The organism is Sporocytophaga myxococcoides DSM 11118, assembly GCF_000426725.1.
Lineage (GTDB): Bacteria > Bacteroidota > Bacteroidia > Cytophagales > Cytophagaceae > Sporocytophaga > Sporocytophaga myxococcoides.
The window spans coordinates 76,906-99,366 of record NZ_KE384560.1 but is presented as its reverse complement, the minus strand read 5'-3'; the positions used below and the strand labels follow the sequence as shown (position 1 = coordinate 99,366).

At 37.4% G+C, this 22,461-nt stretch carries 15 protein-coding genes; 13 read left to right on the top strand and 2 right to left on the bottom strand.

The genetic code is table 11. The features are described 5' to 3' along the window. The first annotated feature begins 41 nt into the window (after positions 1-41). From K350_RS0118700 to K350_RS0118655, 10 genes are all read left to right on the top strand, one after another. Positions 42-245, top strand: a complete 204-nt coding sequence (locus tag K350_RS0118700) for a Sec-independent protein translocase subunit TatA/TatB (protein ID WP_028981193.1) — start codon at positions 42-44, stop codon at positions 243-245. A 21-nt stretch (positions 246-266) separates the two neighbouring features. Further along, the gene (gatA, locus tag K350_RS0118695; protein WP_028981192.1) at positions 267-1,691 is read left to right on the top strand and encodes an Asp-tRNA(Asn)/Glu-tRNA(Gln) amidotransferase subunit GatA; all 1,425 of its coding nucleotides are present in this window, start codon (positions 267-269) and stop codon (positions 1,689-1,691) included. A 1-nt stretch (position 1,692) separates the two neighbouring features. Next, positions 1,693-3,153: a lytic transglycosylase domain-containing protein gene (locus K350_RS0118690; RefSeq protein WP_037576409.1), complete on the top strand. Its 1,461-nt coding sequence runs from the start codon at positions 1,693-1,695 to the stop codon at positions 3,151-3,153. A 351-nt stretch (positions 3,154-3,504) separates the two neighbouring features. After that, positions 3,505-5,784: an NADP-dependent malic enzyme gene (locus K350_RS0118685; RefSeq protein WP_028981190.1), complete on the top strand. Its 2,280-nt coding sequence runs from the start codon at positions 3,505-3,507 to the stop codon at positions 5,782-5,784. Further along, positions 5,781-6,377 (top strand): Holliday junction branch migration protein RuvA, encoded by a 597-nt coding sequence (gene ruvA, locus K350_RS0118680; protein ID WP_028981189.1) that lies wholly within the window; start codon positions 5,781-5,783, stop codon positions 6,375-6,377. The genes K350_RS0118685 and ruvA overlap by 4 nt, the downstream gene beginning before the upstream one ends. Before the next feature lie 11 nt (positions 6,378-6,388). Next, entirely contained in the window at positions 6,389-13,516 is a 7,128-nt protein-coding gene (gene sov / locus K350_RS0118675) for a T9SS outer membrane translocon Sov/SprA (RefSeq protein ID WP_051313335.1), read from the top strand. 57 nt (positions 13,517-13,573) lie between these two features. Continuing rightward, on the top strand, positions 13,574-13,954 hold the full coding sequence (gene gcvH / locus K350_RS0118670; RefSeq protein ID WP_028981187.1) for a glycine cleavage system protein GcvH: 381 nt from the start codon (positions 13,574-13,576) through the stop codon (positions 13,952-13,954). A gap of 8 nt (positions 13,955-13,962) precedes the next feature. Continuing rightward, the gene (locus K350_RS0118665) at positions 13,963-14,346 is read left to right on the top strand and encodes a VanZ family protein (RefSeq protein WP_081671072.1); all 384 of its coding nucleotides are present in this window, start codon (positions 13,963-13,965) and stop codon (positions 14,344-14,346) included. Positions 14,347-14,407: 61 nt separating this feature from the next. Further along, on the top strand, positions 14,408-15,673 hold the full coding sequence (locus tag K350_RS29520) for a M28 family metallopeptidase (protein WP_037576406.1): 1,266 nt from the start codon (positions 14,408-14,410) through the stop codon (positions 15,671-15,673). After that, positions 15,674-16,042, top strand: coding sequence for a hypothetical protein (locus K350_RS0118655; RefSeq protein ID WP_028981185.1), 369 nt, complete (start codon positions 15,674-15,676; stop codon positions 16,040-16,042). It abuts the gene before it with no gap. A 7-nt stretch (positions 16,043-16,049) separates the two neighbouring features. Here the strand turns inward: K350_RS0118655 and K350_RS0118650 are convergent, their stop codons facing one another. Continuing rightward, positions 16,050-16,928, bottom strand: coding sequence for a YicC/YloC family endoribonuclease (locus tag K350_RS0118650; protein WP_245598676.1), 879 nt, complete (start codon positions 16,926-16,928; stop codon positions 16,050-16,052). Positions 16,929-17,253: 325 nt separating this feature from the next. Next, a complete protein-coding gene (locus K350_RS0118645; RefSeq protein WP_028981183.1) occupies positions 17,254-18,249 on the bottom strand; it encodes an aspartate-semialdehyde dehydrogenase in 996 nt (331 codons plus the stop codon). Positions 18,250-18,318: 69 nt separating this feature from the next. Between K350_RS0118645 and K350_RS0118640 the strand changes: the two genes are divergently transcribed. From K350_RS0118640 to scpB, 3 genes are all read left to right on the top strand, one after another. Continuing rightward, entirely contained in the window at positions 18,319-20,859 is a 2,541-nt protein-coding gene (locus K350_RS0118640; protein ID WP_028981182.1) for a lamin tail domain-containing protein, read from the top strand. 393 nt (positions 20,860-21,252) lie between these two features. After that, positions 21,253-21,636, top strand: a complete 384-nt coding sequence (locus K350_RS0118630) for a TraR/DksA family transcriptional regulator (RefSeq protein WP_028981181.1) — start codon at positions 21,253-21,255, stop codon at positions 21,634-21,636. 1 nt (position 21,637) lies between these two features. After that, entirely contained in the window at positions 21,638-22,387 is a 750-nt protein-coding gene (gene scpB / locus K350_RS29515; protein WP_051313333.1) for an SMC-Scp complex subunit ScpB, read from the top strand. Positions 22,388-22,461: the final 74 nt, after the last annotated feature.

The following is a 22,461-nucleotide window of genomic DNA, read 5'->3' as shown; positions in this document are numbered from 1 at the left end:
CTTTGTGTAAATTATTTAATATTTTATAAATATCTAAGAAAATGGCTTATTCAATGTTCTTATTTCTTCCAAATATGGGAGGCTGGGAAGTATTTCTTATCCTTACCGTAGTAATATTATTGTTTGGTGCCAAGAAAATCCCTGAACTTGCAAGAGGAGTAGGAAGAGGTATCAGAGAATTTAAAGACGCCACTAAAGAAATCAAAAGCGAAATCGAAGAAGGCGCAAAAGAGGATAAAAAATAAACCAATAATTAGGGAGGGGAATTGAAAAGATATAATTCTTTAGAAGAAGTACGTTCAGACCTTAACAAAGGACTGATTTCATGCAGATCGCTTACAGAATATTACTTAGGTAATATCAAGAAAAAAGCTCACCTAAATGCTTATCTGGAAGTTTATGAAACAGAAGCATTAGCCAAAGCAATCGAAGTTGATCAGAAAATAAAAGAAGGCAAAGCAGGGAAACTTGCAGGAATGGTCATTGGAATAAAAGATGTTCTATGTCATAAAAACCATGGACTTCAAGGTTCCAGTAAAATTCTGTCCGGATTTATTTCTCAGTTTAACGGAACTGCAGTTCAAAGAATTATTGATGAGGATGCAATTATCATTGGAAGGCAAAATTGTGACGAGTTTGCTATGGGGTCTTCCAATGAAAATTCTGCATTCGGTCCCTCTTTAAATGAAGCTGATACCACCAGAGTACCCGGAGGATCTTCAGGCGGATCTGCGGTAGCAGTACAAGCTGATCTTTGTCTTGCTTCTCTTGGATCAGATACTGGAGGTTCTGTTAGACAACCTGCAGCTTTCTGCGGTATCTATGGATTAAAACCCACCTATTCCCGTATCTCCAGATACGGCCTTATTGCTTATTCTTCCTCATTTGACACTATAGGTATCATCTCAAGATCAGTAGAAGACGCAGCTCTTTTACTTGAGATCATGGCTGGTGCCGATAACTTTGACAGCACAGTTTCACACAAAGAAGTTCCGACTTATTCAAAGTCGCTTGACTTTGGCAAAAAAGTAAAGATCGGATATTTAAAAGAGTCTGTCGAAAGTCCGGGTGTACACGAAGACATCCGTAAAAAAACTAAGGACATTTTAACTACCCTTGAAAAAGAGGGACATACAGTTAAACCTGTTGAATTTTCTTTGCTGGAATACATTCTTCCTACCTATTATATCCTTACAACTGCGGAAGCTAGTTCCAACCTTTCCAGATACGATGGCGTAAAATACGGTTACAGAAGTTCTGAAGCTACTGATTTGCAAAGCCTCTATAAAAAGACAAGGTCAGAAGCCTTCGGAGCAGAAGTAAAGAGAAGAATTATGCTTGGAACTTTTGTGCTCAGTGCGGGTTATTATGATGCGTACTATACCAAAGCGCAAAAGGTCAGAAGACTGATTAAGGAACAAACTGAAAAAATACTTTCAGATGTTGACTTTCTGGTTATACCAACCACTCCTACTACAGCGTTTAAGATAGGAGAGAAAACAGAAGATCCCATCTCAATGTACCTCGCCGACGTGTTTACAGTTCAGGCGAACCTCTCAGGAATTCCTGCAATCTCGGTGCCTGCCGGAAACGACAGCCAAGGTTTGCCGATCGGTATTCAGATCATGACAAAAGCATTTGAAGAGAGCAGCTTATTAGCTTTCTCCAAATACTTAACTAGCAAAAATTAATATGGAAAAATTATTCAACAAGTCTGGAAAGTTAAAGGGGTTAATCCTTGTTGTTTGCACTTTACTGTCAACTGTTTCTTATGGACAGTTTACAACTGAACAAGATACGACTACCAATGTTGCGCCTCAACCTGAGGAAACAACAGTGGCAGTTGCCGATAGTATTCCTGAAGTTCCGGATGAGTTGATTGCAGACAGATTAAAATGTCTGGAAAAAAATGTAAAACTTACCTTTAATAAAAAAATTAGAGGTTTCATCGATTATTTCACAGTTCGTAACAGACACTATTCTGTCGTAATGGAACGCAGAAAACGCCTGTATTTCGAAATTTTTGAAGAAGCTCTAAAAAGACACAATATGCCTCAGGAATTAAAATACCTGGCAATTGTTGAATCAGGGCTTAATCCTAAAGCAATATCAAGAGCAGGAGCTGCAGGTCTATGGCAGTTTATGCCAAGCACTGGCAAAATCTACAAACTGAAACAAGATCAGTATGTGGATGAAAGACTAGATCCATACAAGGCAACAGAAGCTGCGTGCAGATATCTTAAAGACCTTTACAATATTTTTGATGACTGGGAATTAGCCTTGGCCTCCTATAACTGTGGCCCTGGTAATGTCAGAAAAGCTATCAGAAAATCAGGATACAAGGATACTTTCTGGGAAATTTATAACTTCCTTCCACAGGAAACCAGAGGATATGTTCCTCAGTTCGTAGCCCTAACCTACACAATGAACCACATGCAGGATCATAATATCTTCGCAGACTCACTGGAATATCCTATTCGCTTCGATACAGTGCATATCAATCAATATGTAAATCTTGATATGTTCTGTGATCAACTGAATATCTGCAAAGATGAATTCACTAAGTTGAATCCAGCTATAAAAAGAAATTATCTTCCGGACAATTACCCTTTCCACGTCAGAATACCTTCAGATAAATCTGAATATTTTGCGATGAACAAACTGGCTATTCTGGATGAAAGCTCAAAAAGATCTGGTGATGAAAATGACGAAGATCTTGCCCAACCATCGGTACAGCTTGCCAGCACAAAGCCTTCATCTGAAAATAAATCTCGTGAAGTTGCTACTGCACAAAAGAAAAAGGTTTATTATACCGTAAAGAAAGGTGATGTACTTTCTAAAATTGCAGACAAATATGAAGTAAGTCTTTCTGACCTTAAAAAATGGAATAAGCTTAAAGGCTCTAGCATTAAGTCAGGACAAAAGCTTACCATCTACAAAGGTGGATTTATAATGGAAAAGCCAACATTGGCAAAGCACACAGAGAGTAATAAGAAGAAATATGTCCCTAAAAAGAAAGTATATTACGTACAGCCAGGTGACACTCTTTGGACTATTTCCAAATCCAACAATATCCCGGTTGAAAAACTAAAAAAACTGAATAATCTTAAGTCTAACGACATCAAAGTCGGACAAAAATTAATAATGAGCTAACAAGCTCGGATACAAATTTTCAAATGCTAAGTTTTAAAAGAATACAATTAAAACTTAGCATTTTTTTATTTCCCCAGCTCATTTTTATTATTCCTTTTTACTTTGATTTTTAAGCCTATTCCTGTCAAAACTCAGCCATTAAAACTTACAATTGTTTAAGATTAATTAGTTATTTTTACTCTTTATAAAACAAATTTTTAAAAGGGGATTACAAATTAAGAAATTCAGAAGATCAGATTGTCGCGAGTAGATTCAAAAATTCTTTTGCATACAGTTCAAAGCACTTCCTACATTTTTTTAATGAATTAATTCTTCTCTTAAAAAAAACAACCCGAATTATTTACTAAAATTATGGCTATTCATATAAGAAGAGAGGATGCCCTTAACTATCATAGTCAAGGACAGCCAGGAAAGATTGAAGTAGTACCTACTAAAATGCTCTCTTCCCAGCTCGACCTCGCACTGGCATACTCCCCTGGTGTAGCAGAGCCTTGTAAAGAAATTCATCAGAATAAAGAAGAGGTTTACAAATACACTGCAAAAGGAAATCTTGTAGGAGTAATTTCCAATGGTACTGCAGTACTTGGACTAGGCAATATCGGACCAGACGCATCTAAGCCTGTAATGGAAGGCAAAGGCGTTTTGTTTAAAAAATTCGCAGGCATTGATGTATTCGATATAGAAATCGACAGTACAGACCCTGATGAATTTGTAAGAATAGTAAAATCTCTGGAGCCGACATTTGGTGGTATTAACCTGGAGGATATCAAAGCTCCGGAATGTTTTGTAATAGAGCAAAAGCTCCGTGAACAAATGAATATACCTGTCATGCACGACGATCAGCACGGCACGGCAATCATCTCAGGGGCGGCATTGCTAAATGCACTTGAGCTTGTTCAGAAAAATATAGAATCTGTACGCTTCACAATTAGTGGTGCCGGCGCAGCAGCTATTGCATGCACAAAAATCTACCTGGACCTTGGGGCAAAGTTGGAAAACATCACAATGCTTGATGTTAATGGTGTTCTGAGAAAAGACCGAACTGACCTGAACCCTGTAACGACTCAATTTGCCACAGACCGAAATGTATATACACTTGACGAGGCAATTGAAGGTGCTGACATTTTTATTGGCCTATCCGCTGGAAATATTCTCACCAAAGAGATGGTGAAAAAAATGGCTAAGCAGCCTATTATCTTCGCATTGGCCAATCCTGTACCTGAGATAGATTATACTTCCGCACTTGAAGCAAGGCCTGACGCCATTATAGCTACAGGCAGATCCGATTTTCCTAATCAAGTAAATAATGTTCTGGGATTTCCATATATTTTCAGAGGAGCTATGGACGTTAGAGCAACGGATATCAATGAAGCCATGAAGCGGGCAGCAGTGAAAGCCATTGCCGACCTGGCTAAAGAACCAGTTCCGGAAATTGTGAATAAAGCCTATGGAGATGAAAAAATTTCTTTTGGCAAAACTTACCTTATTCCAAAACCGCTTGACCCAAGACTTATCACCACGATATCTCCTGCAGTAGCTAAAGCTGCTATGGAGTCAGGTGTAGCTCAAAGTCAGATCACTGATTGGGATTTATATCACGATCAGTTGCTGCAGAAAATAGGCAAAGATGAGAAACTGATGAACCGCATCTTTAGCAGAGCCAGGCAAAATCCTAAAAGAATCGTACTTGCAGAAGGTGAGCATTTCAAAATACTTAAAGCTGCACAAACTATAGTTGATGAAGGTATAGGTACACCGGTATTACTTGGCAATAAGGAAAAGATCAGGAAGATGAGTCATGAATATATGATTGATCTTACGGGATGTGAAATTATTAGCCCGATTGAAGAGAGAGAGAAACGCTATAGCTTTGGAGAGAAATTCTATAAAAAGCGTCAAAGAAAGGGCATCACGCCGGAAGAGGCTAAAAAGATGATGCGTGACCGGAATTATTTCGGAGCTATGCTAGTGGACGAGGGAGAGGCTGATTGTTTCATCACAGGATTAACTAAAGATTATGCAACTTCAATTAAGCCTGCTCTGCAAGTGATCGGAGTAGCACCAGGTACCAAAAAAGTAGCCGGGATGTATATCATTCTTAATAAAAAAGGACCATACTTTTTTGCAGATACAACAGTAAATGAAAATCCGAATGCAGAAGAATTGGCTGAATTGATAGGATTAACTGCCAATGCAGTCCGTTTTTTTGATTTCACTCCACGTATTGCAGTACTCTCCTATTCAAATTTTGGATCATCTAAAGGGATAGTACCGGAAAAATCTGCAAAGGCAACAAGAATTGCAAAAGAAAAGTTCCCGGAGCTCGTTATAGAGGGAGACATTCAGGCAAATATCGCATTGAACACAAAACTTCAACAGGAAAATTACCCGTTTAGCGCTCTGGCTCAGGAAGGTGCGAATACTTTTATATTCCCGGACCTGGCTGCAGGAAATATTTGCTATAAGCTTCTCCAGGAAATCGGAGAGGCTGAAACAATCGGACCAATACTAATGGGAATGAGAAAACCTGTGCACATACTTCAGCTTGGCAGCTCTATCAGAGAAATAGTAAATATGGCAGCTATAGCTGTGGTAGATACTCAGAACCATACAATTAATCAGCAAATATGATCGCATATATAGAGGGAAAATTAGCGTTCAAAGACCCATTCTTTGTAATAATTGAAACTAACGGAATAGGTTACCAGATAAGAATTTCTCTGCAAACTTATTCTTTAATTAAAGATGAAGAAAAGGTTAAGCTTCATACTTATTTGCATATTAAAGAAGATGCTCATACACTTTTTGGTTTTTTTCACATTGCAGAGAAAAAAATTTTTCTTGACCTCATATCCATCTCTGGTGTAGGCCCTGGAACTGCCATGATGATTATCTCTTCATTAAATGCAGAAGAATTAAGCAGAGCCATAGTCCAGGAAGACGTACGGACAATACAATCAATAAAAGGAATAGGTCTTAAAACTGCCCAGCGAATTGTACTGGAATTAAAAGATAAAATCAAAAAAGAACCAGTTGGAAACGAAGCACTATTGAACTTAACAAAATCTTCACACAATTTAATCAGAGGTGAAGCGTTATCCGCACTCATTACATTAGGCATCGCTAAAAATGTTGCTGAAAAGAGTATTGATAGCATTATAAAAAAAGAGGGAGATAATATCTCTTTGGAAAATTTAATTAAACAAGCGCTTAAAACAGCATAATTTTTTTTCAAGTGCTGAATCTGAATAAATATATACTCGTAGCAACACTTAGCTGTGTAACTTTTTATACCTGGGTTTCCTTCGGAAAGCCCAGCAATAGCACTTATACACTAAGAAGATCTGAACCTCCCGGTGACTCCACCGAAGAGAATAAAGACAGAAAGAAAAGACCTAACTATAATCCAAGCGACAGAGAGGGTGACCCTTTTTCTAACAGATCCTCCAAATCTCCTTTCCTGCTAAAAAACCCTACCAATGTGCAGACAGAAGTGGAGCTTGATTCCAGCATGGATAATTATAATATCTATGAGAAAGTAGGTGACTTTGATTATAGACCTCCTTCTTCTATGACTTTTGAAGAATACTCAAAGTATCGTCAGAAAGAAATGATGAAGTCTTACTGGAAATCTAAGTCTCAAGGTCTTGATGGCGAAACTCCTGTTTCTTCCAGAGGAAACCTTATTCCCAAAATATATGTGCGCGGACTTGAAGGACCTTTCGGAAGCAACTTCGTGGATATAAGACCTAATGGTCTGGTAATGCTGGATTTTGGCGGGAAATGGCAACGTGTTAATAACCCCAACATTCCTGTAAGACAACAGAGAACTGGAGGTTTTGACTTTGACCAGCAAATCAGTATGAACGTGGTCGGTAAGATTGGGGAAAAACTTAAGCTTACTGCCAACTGGGATACCAAGGCTACATTTGACTTTCAGAACAACCTTAAACTTGAATATACAGGATTTGAAGAAGATATCATACAAAAGATAGAAGCGGGTACAGTAAGCTTTCCATTAAACAGTGTCCTTATGCAAGGGCCTCAGAATCTTTTTGGTATTAAAACAAAATTACAATTCGGAAGATTATCTGTTACCTCAGTATTCTCAAGCCAACGAGGCAAAAGTGAAGAAATAAGATTACAAGGAGGTTCACAGGCTCGTGAAATAAATATTAAAGCTGACAACTATGAAGACAGACGCCACTTCTTCCTGGGACAGTTCTTCAGAAACAACTATGAAAGCTCTCTTGCCAGCTTACCTGTATTAAACTCTGGAGTGAAAATTACCAGGGTTGACGTTTATGTAACTAATAGAGCCAATACTACACAAAATCTGAGAAGTGTCGTTGGTTATCTTGATCTCGGCGAATCTAATCCTTATAACAAAAACCTGCAGGGAAACACTAATAAGGCTGCATCCAATGAGAGTAACAACCTCTACAGTAAGGTAACAACTTACAGAACTTCTGATAATTTGGAATTTAACCTGAACAGTCAGGGCCTTACCAAAGGGACCGATTATGAAGTCATTAAAAGTGCTCGAAAATTACTACCTACTGACTTTAAATTTCAACCAGACCTTGGATATATTACACTGAATACACAGATACAGGAAGATGCCGGTGTAGCGGTGGCATTTGAATATACCTACCAAGGAAAGACATATAAAGTCGGTGAAATGAATGAAGACATCACCAATATAACAGGTGACTCTTTAATAATTCTGAAATTGATCAAACCTTCTGCAACTAAAACCCGACTGCCTACATGGGATCTGATGATGAAAAACATCTATCAGATAGGAGGAACTCAGCTCACAAGAGACAACTTCCAGCTTAGGGTAATTTATAAAAATGACTATAGTGGTCTTGATTTGCCTGTGCTCCAGGAAGGTACAATTGCTTCAGGAAAAACCATCCTTAAAATGACCGGACTAGACAGGCTAAACATGAACAATGACCCTATCGCAGACGGTAACTTTGACTATGTGGAAGATGTAACCATAGATTCAAAATACGGAAGGATTATTTTCCCTGTACTTGAGCCTTTTGGAAATAATATGAACAGATTTTTTGATCCGGCTACAGAACAAAATCTGATCAACAAATACGTTTTTACCGAGCTTTATGACTCTACCCAAAGAGATGCGATGCTTGTTGCCTCTAAGAATAAATATTATCTGAAAGGCCGCTATCAGTCTACAGCAACAAATTCCGTACAGCTTCCAGGTATAAATGTAGCTCAAGGATCATTAATTGTTACCGCTGGAAGTGTACCTCTTGTTCAGGATGTAGATTATACAGTTGATGCGCAAGGCAAAGTAACTATTATTAATGAGGGTATTCTTGCTTCCAACAAAGAAATTAAAATCAGATACGAAAAGCAGGACATTTTTAACTTTAGAAGAAAGTCTTTCTTCGGAACACGCTTTGACTATAAAATTAGTGACGACATCCTTTTAGGCGCAACTATCCTTCACCAGAATGAGACCCCAAATATTACAAGGGTTAGTATAGGTGATGAGCCAAGCAAAAACACCATGTTAGGCTTTGATGCTAACTTTAAGAAAGATTCCAGAATCCTTACTAAAGCGGTTGACCTTTTACCAGGAATTCAGACGAAAGCGATTTCTACAATAACTGCTGCCGGTGAAGTTGCTCAACTTATTCCAGGCCATTCAAAAGCCGTTTCCAAAAATGGAGGTACTGCTTTTATTGATGACTTTGAAGGAGCAAAAACTTCAATCGACCTGACCACTTCATGGTCGAGATGGAAACTCGGAGGTACCCCAAAACGCTTTCCTCAAAGCAACAGCACAACTACCGAGTATACTTATAGCAGAGCGAAACTTGCATGGTATAATATCGACAACGTATTTTACCGCAACAGTGGAACAGGCGTACCTAAAGGTCTTGAGGAACACATCCAAAACCACTTTGTCAGAATTGTAAGACCACAGGAGATTTTTCCAAATCAAGATAGACAGGTTTACACTCTTAACCAGGTAACCTTTGACCTTGCATATTTTCCAAGAGAAAGAGGACCTTACAATTTTAACCCGAACCTGAATGCTGACGGAGAATTTGAAAATCCTGCAAGGAACTGGGGTGCAATAACAAGAGACATCCGTAATGAGATTGACTTTGACAACGCAAACATCCAATACATAGAATTCTGGATGATGGATCCTTTTATGAAAGGAACAAACCCTAGCTCACCTAAGTCAAAAGTGCCTGTTTATCTAGATGATAGTAAAAACAAGATGGTGACCAAAGGCGGACAATTATTCTTTAACCTTGGTAGCATCACGGAAGATATCATGAAAGATGGGCAGCATGCTTTCGAAAACGGACTTCCTACCACAGATGCTGACACTGCCGACGGAGTGAAGAATAACCAATGGGGGAAAGTAACAACCAGAACATTCCTTACCAACGCATTTGATACCGAACCCTCTACAAGAAGCAGGCAAGACATAGGTCTTGATGGACTTGACAATGCTTCTGAAGAAAGTTATTTCAATAACTTCCTTACAAAAGTAACTAACATTCCTGGCATCACTCAGGATGCAAAAAACAAAATTCTTGCCGACCCATCTGGTGACAATTTCAGACACTACCTTGGTAAAGAGAATGATGCTGAAGCACTAAGCGTCCTGCAACGTTATAAAAACTATAATGGTATGGAGAACAACTCTCCTATCGCAGCGGGGGAGAATAATTTTACTCAATCCAACTCTACCCTACCTGATAATGAAGATTTAAATGCGGACAACACTATCAACGACCTTGATGAATATTACGAATACAAAATCAACATTAATGAAAATGATTTTGCAATTGGTAAAAACCACGTGGTAGATAAAGTAACAGGAGATAGCGGCGTTACCTGGTACCAGTTCAGGATTCCTATCAGAGAGCCAGACTCAATTGTCGGAAATATTAATGGTTTTAAAACCATTAAATTTATGAGAATGTATGTTACCGGATTCGAAGATCCTGTTGTAATGAGATTTGTAAAACTTCAGCTTGTAGCAAGTCAGTGGAGAGCATTTAATGAACCTCTTTATGAAAATACAGGAGAGTTTCTTGAACCTTCAGTAACTCCTGTTAATATATCAACTGTCAGCATTGAAGAAAACGGTAAGGTGGAAGGGAATAAAATTCCCTATGTACTACCTCCTGGGTTCTCAAGAGATCAGGATGCTACAGCTCAGAACAACAGAAGGTTGAATGAACAATCTCTGAGAATTTGTGCAGAGGATATTCCGGATAAAAAAGCAGGTGCAGCATATAAGATCATCAACCTGGATCTTTTGAATTACAAAAATCTCAGAATGTTTGTTCACGCAGAAACTGAGGATATCAATACAAAAGATGGGCAACTTGAAGCTTTTGTCCGCATTGGTACAGATTTTAAAGAAAACTACTACGAAGTTTCTATTCCTCTATTCTTTACACCGCAAGGCAGCAGAGATGTCAACCAAATCTGGAGACCTGAAAACGAGCTAGACCTACGAATTGCAGATCTTATAGACGTTAAAGTTTTGGGAGATAAATCAGGAAGGATCCTGAGCAGTCCATTCTCTCAAACTGTCAATGGGAGAAAGATCACTGTTGTCGGAAGGCCAGACATAAGCTCTGTTCAGACAATCATGATAGGTATGCGAAATCCATATAGTAAGGACGGACAGCCGAAATCTGCATGTATCTGGGTTGATGAGTTAAGAGCAACGAACTTTCAGGAAAGTCCGGGTTGGGCTGCTACTGCAAGAGCAAACGTTAAGCTTGCCGATCTTGCCACCGTTTCAGGATCATTAAGATATACGTCAGCTGGGTTTGGAACCCTTGAGCAAAAGGTTTCTCAAAGAGAGCGTAATAATACATTGCAATGGGGTATCCAGAGTAATATCAGTCTTGACAAGTTTTTACCGCAAAAACTCGGTCTTCGTCTTCCTTTGTTTCTAGGCTACGACAGAGAGGTTATCTCTCCTAAATACGATCCCCTTGATCCGGACGTACTTATGAAGACCTCCCTCACCCGCTTTGGTACTAATGCGGAGCGAGATGCGTACAAAAATCTAATACTTACCCAGACAACAAGGAGGGCTATTAACTTAACCAACATACAAAAAGTAAAGACCAAAAAAGATGCCAAAAGCCATCTCTGGGATGTAGAAAATCTTGCTCTTACATTGGGCTATAGTGATATCAAGAGAACGAGTTCTACAGTGCAAGACTCTACCATAAAAATGTATAAGGTGGGACTTGGATATAACTTTACCAGCCAGGCAAAACCATTTGAGCCTTTTAAAAATGTAAAGGCTTTTGATAAAAAATATCTGAAACTTATAAAGGATATAAACTTCAATTTTGTACCAACTACTATCTCTTTCAGAGGAGATCTTGACAGAAGGACAAAGACTACGGTATTCTATGAAGCAAGTCCAATTTATGGGATTCTATCATCTCCATACTACGAAAAGATGTTCAACTTCAACAGAGTATACGGACTTGTATGGAATTTAACCAAAAGCTTATCTGTAGACTATTCAGCTAATGCTTATGCTATAATTGATGAAACGGCGAAATACTCCCCTGATTCCAGGGAAAACAGAGATACAATATGGAGAAATCTGAGAAATTTCGGCCGTATGAAAGATTACAATCAATCTCTCGGGGCAAATTACAAAGTGCCATTTGATAAGCTTCCCATTACTGATTGGGTTGGTGCAGATCTACGCTATACAGCTGGCTATACCTGGAACTCCGGAGCCTTATATCAAAGAGACACACTTGGAAACTCTATAAGAAATGAGCGTACTATTGGGGTAAACGGAAAAATAAACCTGGAGAAAATATACAATAGAGTTAAATTCCTGAGAGAATTAAACAGCCCACCACCAAAAAAGCTGCCTAAACCAGAACTCAAAAAAGATACAACCCAAAGACTTCCCAAACCTGAGATGAAAGGGCTGAAGGCTGTGACTAAAGCTCTTATTAGCATTAAAACTGTAAATTTTACTTACAACTTAACACAGGGAATTTTAATGCCAGGGTATATGCCTAAACCAAACTTCTTTGGAATAGGTGAAGGTGTTGATGTTAGCTCAATGCTTCCATTTATCCTGGGAGACCAGGATCTTCAGAAGTTTAAGAGAGAGTTTTCTGAGAAAGGATACATTACAAAAAATGCTTACTTCAGAAATGTGACAACACCGCTCACGCAGGTAAAAACGGAGACCATCAATCTAAGAACCGCTCTGGAGCCTGTTAAAGATTTGAGGATTCAGATTGAAGCATCAAGGACCAAAGCCAGCGATTATAAAGAATTCTTTAGAGTGGATTCTCTTCCTAATAGTACCAATTTCGTTTCCGATAACCCTTACAGAAACGGGCGTTATGAAGTAACTTTCATAAGCATTGCGACTGCCTTTCAGGGAAAAGGAAGTGGAGGCAAATATTCTTCAAAAACCTTTGATCAGTTTGTTGAAAACAGAAGAGTTATTTTTGCAAGGCATCAATATTCAAACCCAAAGGATACTGCCTATAGCTTAAATTCTCAAGAGGTACTCATTCCTGCATTTATAGCTGCATACTCCGGCAAAGATGCGTCTAAAGTGAGCTTGTCTTCATTCCCTAAAATTCCGCTACCAAACTGGAGAGTTGACTTTTCAGGATTAACAAGACTTGATGCAATTAAAAAGCTATTCCCAAGTGTAATCATTTCTCATGGATATACGAGCAAGTACAGTGTATCAAGTTTTACTTCGTCACTTGCATATGGCTCCAAAGAAATAAACCCTAATACTGACATTGAAAATGCTCCGCCTTCTTCTATAATAGATAATAAACTCGTTCCTGTTTATGTAGTAGACCAGGTGGTTATTCAGGAAACATTTGCTCCTTTGGTTGGTATTAACGTTCGGACTAAGGGGAAAATGACCTATAAGGTAGAATACAGAAAAGACAGAAGACTTGCATTGAGCATGTCAAATGCTCAGATCCAAGAAAACAATAAAAATGATCTTGTACTGGGAATCGGAGTAGCCAAAACAGGATTCAAGTTCCCTTTCAAATGGCAGGGCAGGGAAATTCCTCCATTGAAGAATGAGCTAAATGTAAAATTAGATGTCACTGTCAGTGATATGAAAACCGTTCAGAGAAAAATCGGAGATCCTGCTGTTGTAACAAACGGTAACCTTAATTTCCAGTTAAGACCTACCATCAGTTATGTGGTAAATACAAGAGTTAACCTACTATTCTACTTTGAAAGGACGATCAATACCCCAAGAATTTCAAGTTCATATAGAAGAGCGACGACATCTTTTGGTGTTCAATTAAGGTTCACGTTGTCATAATGTTCTTCAATTTAAAAAAAAGTGTATTTTTGGACAGAAATTAAAAATTTAGACAAAATGAATTTTCCGGAAGAATTAAAGTATACACAAGAACACGAGTGGATCAAAATAGAAGGCAATACTGCTATAGTTGGTATCACAGACTTTGCTCAGAATGAATTGGGAGATATTGTTTATTTCGATATTGATTCTGTGGGTGAAACAGTAAATGCAGGTGAAGTTTTCGGAACAGTAGAAGCTGTAAAAACCGTTTCAGATCTTTTCATGCCAGTTACATCTGAAATCGTTGAGTTTAACAAAAATCTGGAGTCAAGTCCTGAGCTTGTAAACAGCGACCCTTACGGAAAAGGATGGGTTATTAAAATCAATATTAAAAACCCAGATCAACTAAGCGGATTATTAGATGCCGCAGCATATAAAAAGTTGATTGGAGTTTAATACCCAGTATGAATAAAAAATTTACAATTGTCTTTACCTGGACATGGGTGCTTATAATTTTAGTACTCTACCTCATGTCAGGTAAAGCAATTCCCCAGTTTTCATTTTCCAGCCTTTTCCAAATTGACAAGCTGGTTCATTTTACCTTATTTTTTGTTTTGAGCTGGCTGTTGGTGAAAAGCTTTAACATACAGACCTCCTATCCGGCCTTAAAAATTAATACAATAAGAAAGGCATTCTTAATTAGTTTCCTTTATGGTTTTACCTTGGAATGCCTCCAATATTTTGTCCCTGATAGAAATTTTGATCTTCTTGATATTGTAGCAAACACTGCTGGTACTTTTTTTCCACTTATTTTTATCAAGAAAAAATCTTCCGCTGAAAAAGTTTAGGGGAAATAACATTTTATCTTCACCCTTCATTTATTATATTCCAACTAATTATATGTTGTATATGACAAAGAATTTGGCATTCTTTCTGGCTATTGCTGCTCTTACCGCCCATAACTGTTTTTCTCAGGATATCCCCAGAGTCAGATATTATCTTGATACTCTATGTAGTCCATCTATGTATGGCAGGGGAGCAAATTTCGATGGAGCCAAAACTGCAGCCAATTTTATTAAAACAGAATTTCAAAAGTCAGGACTTAAAGCAATCCGAGATAATTATTTCCAAACCTTCCAATATGATGTCAATTGCTTTGAAGGGCGAATTTCATTGCAGGCAGATAAGAAAAAATTAGTTACAGGAAAAGATTATATCGCCAATTGTATTTCAAAAGGGGGGCATGGAAATGTGAAGGCATTATATCTTGACACAATGGTGTTTTATAATGACAATGCACTAAAGTCCTTTTTATCAGCGAAAACCAAAAACAAAGCGGTTATCTACGATGTTAAATTTTATAATAAACTGATAGAAAAATCTGAAATTCTGGATAAGATACATGAAGGGAAATGTATTATAGAACTCCATGATAAAAAACTTACAGCTTCATTATCTCAGAAACAATTCAGTAATCCATTTTTTCAGGTAGCCAAGAGTGCATTTCCAGATAGTGTTAAAAAAGTCAAATTTCAGTTAGACGCTACTTTGAAGAAAAACTACAGTTCACAAAACGTAATCGGATTTGTAGAAGGTACAAGTAAATCCGATTCTGTTATTATTATTTCTGCTCATTACGATCATTTAGGTACAATGGGCAAAAAAGTATACTTTCCCGGAGCGAATGACAATGCAAGCGGAGTTTCAATGCTACTGGAATTGGTAAAATACTATTCTCAAAAAGAGAATACACCCAAATTTACAATAGTATTTATGGCTTTCGGAGCAGAGGAAATTGGTCTGATAGGGTCAAGATTTTTCACCGAAAACCCTTTGTTTCCATTGAATAAGATAAAATTTATGATCAATTTAGACTTACTCGGAACAGGGGATGACGGTATGACGGTGGTAAATGCCACACTTCACCCGGAAGAATACAATAAATTAATGGAAATAAACGAAACCCTGAAGCTACTTCCTGCGATAAAAAGAAGAGGTCCGGCAGCAAACTCCGATCATTTCTTTTTCTCAGAAAAGGGAGTACCAGCTTTCTTCTTTTATACCCTTGGTGGCATAAGTGCATACCATGATGTAATGGACAGACCGGAAACTTTACCTCTTACAAGATTTAAAGAGGTCTTCAGTCTAATTACAAACTTTGTAAAGAAAATTTAAATGACAGCAATAGAATTAAGAATGAACGCATTTCTGCTTAAAGTTCTGGGTCCTACTTTCGTTTTGATTGGTCTGGCAGTACAATATTATCCCTTAAACGCAGATCTGCTAAGCAAATCTCTTGTATCAAATATGTTTTATATTGATGCTGGCCTGATTGCTTGTATCGTACTTTTTACAAATAATATAAAACTGATGAGGGTATTTAATTACCTTTTTGGCCTTACCCTCATCTGTCTTGTGGCTGCTACTTGGTTTACACTTTTCCCCGCCGACTATTTCAAATACACTATGGGTAACAAGCTGTTAAACACCAACATAGGAATGATCCTGATTTTCACCTCGGTATTCTGGGACGGTAAAAAGTAAATCGACGTTAAAGGATATTAAGGGATTGTTCCTTAATTTTCTCCAGCTCTTCCTTCATTTCCACTACTAACTTCTGAATATTTGCATCATTGGCTTTGGAGCCAATTGTGTTTATTTCCCTGCCTATCTCCTGACTTATAAAGCCAAGTTTCTTCCCGCTCTTATCTACTTTCATATTTTCCAGGAAAAAATCAAGGTGATTGTTCAGTCTGACTTTCTCTTCAGTGATGTCAAGTTTCTCAATATAATAAATCAGCTCTTGCTCAAATCTGTTTTTGTCCATTTGTTCATTGCCAAACTCTACAAAATGCGCTTTAATCCTTTCGCGTATCATCTGAATTCTCTGAGGATCGAATTCTGATACTCGCTCAAGTAATTCTTTAATCCGCATGATATAGCTTTTTAATTTTTCACCCAATGCAGCTCCCTCTGCCAATCGGAATTTATCACATTGATCAATGGCTTTGCTAATAACGGAAGCTATCACTTCCCACTCTTTAGAATTATCTTCATTATCCAAATCCTGATTCACTGCTTTGGGCATTGTTAAAGCAATTTTGAAAAGATCAGTTTCTTTGGTTCCTACAAAAGCAGCCGTTTCTACTAAATCCTCATAATATTTTTTAACAAGCTCTTTATTTATGGAAACTCTTGGCTTGGAGTCAACTTTTGTCTGCACATCCATAGAAATGCTGATCTTTCCCCTTTCAAGTGTATTGCTCACCATATTTCGGATTTCCATTTCTTTATCCTGATATTCTTTTGGAAGCCTAAGTCCCAAATCCAAAAATTTGGAATTCAAAGATTTAATTTCCACTTTAATTTCAAGATTTTCAGCATCCGACTTTACCATTCCAAAGCCGGTCATTGACCTAAGTGTCATCATTCTATAAGTATTTTAAATAAAGGAAACCCTGAAATAATCTGTAGACCACATCAGGCAATTTTTTCAATTACGAAAGGTAAAAGTAATTTTTTTCTCCATAAATTCTTTACTAAAGCACACTAAATGTTTTAATTTTTAGTTTCCTACAGCTTTCGCTTTAATAATTCATGAAGTTTGATAATCAGTATTTCCAGAAGTCAGCATTGCAGTTATTTCCAATAATCAAATGTTCAGGCATAACGTTAGACTCCATTTAAAAGATAAAGGGGACCGACATATTTAAGTCAGCCCCCTTTTATTTCTAATGGTGGTCCTAATTATTGCATTAAGCAACTACAACCTTATTTTTAAGCAGGTACTCTGCAATCTGAATAGCATTCGTTGCGGCGCCTTTTCTTAGGTTGTCTGCTACGATCCACATGTTAAGAGTTTTAGGCTGAGTTTCATCTCTTCTAAGTCTTCCAACAAATACTTCATCACGGTTATGAGCATTCATTGGCATTGGGTATTTCAGATTTGCAACATCATCTTCCAAAATAACGCCTTCAGCACTTCCAAGAATTTTCTTAACTTCTTCCAGATCAAATTCATTTTCGAATTCAACATTCACTGACTCAGAATGCCCTCCCATTACAGGGATCCTTACTGTAGTCGCAGTTACTTTTATTGAGTCGTCTCCCATGATCTTTTTAGTTTCTTTGATCATTTTCATCTCCTCTTTTGTATATCCATTTTCTGTAAACACATCAATGTGAGGTATTACATTTAGGTCAATCGGATATGCATAAGCCATTGGACCATCAACTCCTTTTCTTTCGTTCATTAACTGGTCAACTGCTTTCTTACCTGTTCCTGTTACAGACTGGTAAGTAGAAACTACAATTCTTTTGATTTTATATTTTTTGTGCAAAGGATTCAATGCAACTACCATCTGAATAGTAGAACAGTTTGGATTTGCAATGATCTTGTCATCCTTTGTCAATGTGTTTGCATTGATTTCCGGAACTACAAGTTTCTTTGTAGGATCCATTCTCCATGCCGAAGAGTTATCAATTACAATGATACCAGCTTCAGCAAATTTTGGAGCAAGTTCCAAAGAAGTACTTCCACCTGCGGAAAATATTGCGAAGTGAGGTTTCTTACTGATTGCAGTGGCTGCATCAACCACCTTATATGGTTTACCCTTGAAAATGATTTCTTTTCCAACAGATTTTTCAGAAGCAACAGGTAATAGTTCTGTTACAGGAAGATTTCTCTCCTCCAGCACTTTTAAAATTTGTCCACCAACTAAGCCGGTAGCGCCTACTACTGCAATTTTCATTTTTGTATTGTTTTTAATGAATTTTTATTCGGGGGACAAAATTAATCAATTTATTATTATTTTTATCATGTGAAAACCAGCTATTTCTTACTTTTTTTATTTTCTTATATTCAGAGTTTTGCGCAGTTTAATGACTCTTTCTCTGATAGCAATTTCCACTCATTGCCCAATTGGGCTGGGGACACTGCTTTATTTTTCATAAATACAGATCATCAGCTTCAAAGTTCCGGAAAACCAGAAAGCGAGGAAATCTACCTTTCTACTGCGAATAATCTGATCACCAATGTGGAATGGCAGTTTTTAGTAAAAATGCCATTTAATCCCAGTAGCAGTAATTTTGCCAGGGTTTATTTAACAAGCTCCTCTCCTGACCTGATAAATTCACTACAAGGATATTTTCTGAAAATCGGTGGATCAAGTGGAAGCTCAGACGCAATTGATTTGCACAGACAAGATGGATCGGCCTCAGTAAAGCTCACTGGCGGTATACCTGGAAGAGTCGGTAAAAACAATAATACTGTAAGAATCAAAGTTACCAGAGATCTTAAGCATAATTGGAAAGTCTTTTCTGACACATCAGGTGGATTCAATTTTTCACCCGAACTCACATATATTGATTCAACCTACAAAACCGGAGCTTATTTTGGGGTAGTCTGTATTCATAGCTCAACCAGAAATAAAGACTTTTATTTTGATGACTTTGCAATTAATAGTGCACCTCTCTCAATAATTGATATAAAAGCTCCTAATGCTGCCAACATTGTTATTCAATTCAACAAAAGAATTTCCCCGGAGGTTAAAACTCATACCATAACTATTAACGATTCTTATATTAAGGATCTCTCTTATGTCAATGACTCCATTTTGATTCTAACTTCAGAAGTCCCATTGAGGAAAGGGAAAAATAAACTTGTCTTGGATGGTATACAGGATTTTTACTTGGCAGAAACCCTGAAAGAATCTTTAGAATTTAATTACCAACCTGAAATAAACCCAGGATCCATACTGATTACAGAAATTTATTCCGACCCCACTCCCAGCCATGGACTTCCTGAAGAAGAATACATCGAATTGTACAACACTTCCGAAGACACAATCAATCTTGCTAATTGGCGATTTTCTGATCCTTCTGTTTCTGCAGTATTGTCATCATTTGAGCTATTTCCCAAATCATATCTCATTATATGCCCATCCGCTTCAAATGCTGAATTCAAGCCTTTGGGCAAAGTCCTCGGCATCACGCCCTGGCCCTCATTGAACAATTCATCGGATTCTCTCATTCTCAAAGATCCTTCAGGTAAAATTATTCATTCTGTCAATTATTCGTCGGACTGGTTTACAAACAGATTAAATGCTGAAGGAGGGATTGCTTTAGAAATGATAGATCCTTCAAACCCATGTGGAGAGAGTGATAACTGGGATGGATCCATTGCTTCAAAAGGTGGTACACCAGGTTATGAAAATTCAGTGAATTCAATAAAACCTGATTTGCAAGGCCCGAAAATTAAAGACTTACAACTACTGGATACATTCAATATACTTATTGTCTTAGATGAAAAGCTTGATATTTCTGCAGAAATCAGTGAGGAAAACATAACTATATCCCCTAAAGTCGAGATTGAAAATGTTATTTATAAAGGGAATAAAAGTATTCTGATTGCCCTCACAAATGCTATAAAGGGAAGTACCTTATATCAGATATCAATAAGCGGAGTAAAAGATTGTAATGGAAACTATATACAGGAAAATCAAAACCCATTTGCATTACCTGAAATACCTGTAAATGGCGAACTTCTAATCAATGAAATCCTCTTTAATCCACTTCCTGGCGGAGTTGATTTTGTTGAAATTTATAGCAATTCAGACCATTTCATTGATCTAAAAAACTGGAGAATATCCAATGCAGAAAATAAGAACTCTACTACTAATTTAATTTCAACAAACCCACTAGTTCTGCAGCCCAGACAGTACCTGGTATTGACTTCCGATCCTCAGGCTTTGATAAATCAGTATCCCATGGGTGAATTCAAAAATTTTATAAAAATGAGTTCAATGCCATCTTTGAATGATGACTCTGGAAACATTAGTTTGTTAAGCCCATCTGGTGAGTTATTTGATAGTTTCAGTTATACTGAAAAAATGCATCACAAGATCCTCAAAGAGTCTGAAGGTATAAGCCTGGAAAGGATTTCTTTTACCAATCCGGCTTCAGATATTTCCAACTGGCATTCAGCAGCATCAGCAATTGGAGCAACTCCAGGATATCTCAATAGCCAGCATTTTGAATTTGAAACCATTGAAAATTCTTTTTCAGTGCAACCTTTAAAGTTTTCTCCTAATGGTGACGGTAAAAATGACTTTGCTTTATTGACCTACCAACTTGATAATCCTGGTGAAATTGCGACCATCACAGTCTTTGATGGACAAGGAAGAGAGATAAAAAAGATTGCTTCCAATCAACTATTGGGGAACGAAGGTTTTTTCCAATGGGATGGCATTGCTGATGATGATCGAAAAGCAGATATTGGAATTTACATGATCATGTTTGAGATTTTTCGTCTGAACGGAGAAAAACAAAAGTTTAAGAAGGCGGTTATATTATCATATTGAAGTTCAGAGTATTATTGTTAAATATTGCCCTATGAGATGCCTGGTAAATGACATAATTTCTTCCTGTATGGAAAAAAACAAAGAAGTGGATGTAATAGACCGCTACCTTCGTATGAAGCATCATATTGAGATGGACAGGCAATCAATTATTTCCCGCATAAAAGCGGTAAAACATAATTACAATTTCAAATAATTTTCTTTTAAGGGAAATTTTAAATAATTATCTTTTTTTAACTCGTTGAATGCAAAAGCTTTAACAATTATTTGTTGGATCTTTCCCAGCAAAACCATTTTTTATACTAAATTTGCACCAAAAATCAGGGATTTCCGTTTCTCAACAAAAAAGTGGTAAACTTTTCGTCCCGTTTTTTTAATTTAAAATAAATCCGCGTTATGGCAGAAGAAAAACTCAGATACTCCGATGAAGAACTAAAGGAGTTTGAGCAGCTTATAGCTGACAAGCTGGATAGAGCCAGAAAAGAATTAAATTACATTAAGGAAACTCTGAGCAGAAGAAATGATTCCGGAACCGACAATACAGCAGGTACTTTAAAACTGCTTGAAGATGGTGCTGATACAGCCGAAAAAGAAAGCTTCACACAGCTTGCTGCTAGGCAACAAAAATTTATTCAGCAGCTTGAGAATGCCATGGCCAGAATTAAAAACGGGACCTATGGTATCTGTGTCGATTCAGGAAAACTTATCCCCAAAGAACGTCTTCGTGCAGTTCCTCACACACAGCATTCGATAGAGGCAAAACTTAACAGAAAAGACTAATTTGGATTTCCTTCAACATCATATTGAGAGTTTAATCTTTTGTTCTCCGGATCCTATAAAGCCGGAAGATATAAGAACCTGCCTATCTGAAATGTTTGAGGCTGAGGTTCCGATTGAAGATATTCAGGCTTCTTTGGAGAAGCTACTTCAGAAGTATGAAGATGATAATTACCCATTCAAAGTTTTTTCTATGGGAGGAGGATATCAGTTTCTTACAAAACCTGCATATCAATCCAGTATTAGTATTTTGCTCAAGCAAAAATCTAAAAAAAGATTATCTACTTCTGCTCTAGAAACTTGTGCAATTATAGCTTACAAGCAACCAATTACGAAACATCAGATAGAGCAGATAAGAGGTGTAAACTGCGACTATGCTATTCAAAAGTTGCTGGAAAAGGAGCTTGTTGAAATTCAAGGTAAATCTGATGGAGTAGGCAGACCGATCCTCTATGGCACTACTGCAAAGTTTATGGAATATTTTGGTATAAATAGTCTTAAAGACCTCCCAATGCCAAAAGATTTCTCCAAAGACGAAAATGAGATTGGCGACGAAGTAGAAAAAGAACATGAAATTATTGCCGCTGAGTTAGAAGAAATGGAGTTCAATACTCAGGAGAATATTAACACGGAAACTCAAAATCAGGAAAACGACACCAAGGATACTTTCGGAGACCTTTCTTCTGAGACCAATTCCCAGACAGAAGAAGATTTTTCCTCAGAAAGTCAAACCTCTGAAGAACCAGAGGAATAAGATTCCCACTTAACTAAAAAATTATTTATATTAATTTAATCAGGAAATCATTTCCTGATTATTTTTTTATGAAC

Excerpts from the sequence above, each read along its gene's own strand:
- K350_RS0118630 (WP_028981181.1), top strand. The coding sequence starts at position 21,253 with ATGGCAGAAGAAAAACTCAGATACTCCGATGAAGAACTAAAGGAGTTT.
- K350_RS0118665 (WP_081671072.1), top strand. The coding sequence starts at position 13,963 with ATGAATAAAAAATTTACAATTGTCTTTACCTGGACATGGGTGCTTATA.
- K350_RS0118650 (WP_245598676.1), bottom strand. The coding sequence starts at position 16,928 with ATGATGACACTTAGGTCAATGACCGGCTTTGGAATGGTAAAGTCGGAT.
- K350_RS0118685 (WP_028981190.1), top strand. The coding sequence starts at position 3,505 with ATGGCTATTCATATAAGAAGAGAGGATGCCCTTAACTATCATAGTCAA.
- gcvH (WP_028981187.1), top strand. The coding sequence starts at position 13,574 with ATGAATTTTCCGGAAGAATTAAAGTATACACAAGAACACGAGTGGATC.
- K350_RS0118700 (WP_028981193.1), top strand. The coding sequence starts at position 42 with ATGGCTTATTCAATGTTCTTATTTCTTCCAAATATGGGAGGCTGGGAA.
- K350_RS29520 (WP_037576406.1), top strand. The coding sequence starts at position 14,408 with ATGACAAAGAATTTGGCATTCTTTCTGGCTATTGCTGCTCTTACCGCC.
- K350_RS0118645 (WP_028981183.1), bottom strand. The coding sequence starts at position 18,249 with ATGAAAATTGCAGTAGTAGGCGCTACCGGCTTAGTTGGTGGACAAATT.
- K350_RS0118655 (WP_028981185.1), top strand. The coding sequence starts at position 15,674 with ATGACAGCAATAGAATTAAGAATGAACGCATTTCTGCTTAAAGTTCTG.
- K350_RS0118690 (WP_037576409.1), top strand. The coding sequence starts at position 1,693 with ATGGAAAAATTATTCAACAAGTCTGGAAAGTTAAAGGGGTTAATCCTT.
- ruvA (WP_028981189.1), top strand. The coding sequence starts at position 5,781 with ATGATCGCATATATAGAGGGAAAATTAGCGTTCAAAGACCCATTCTTT.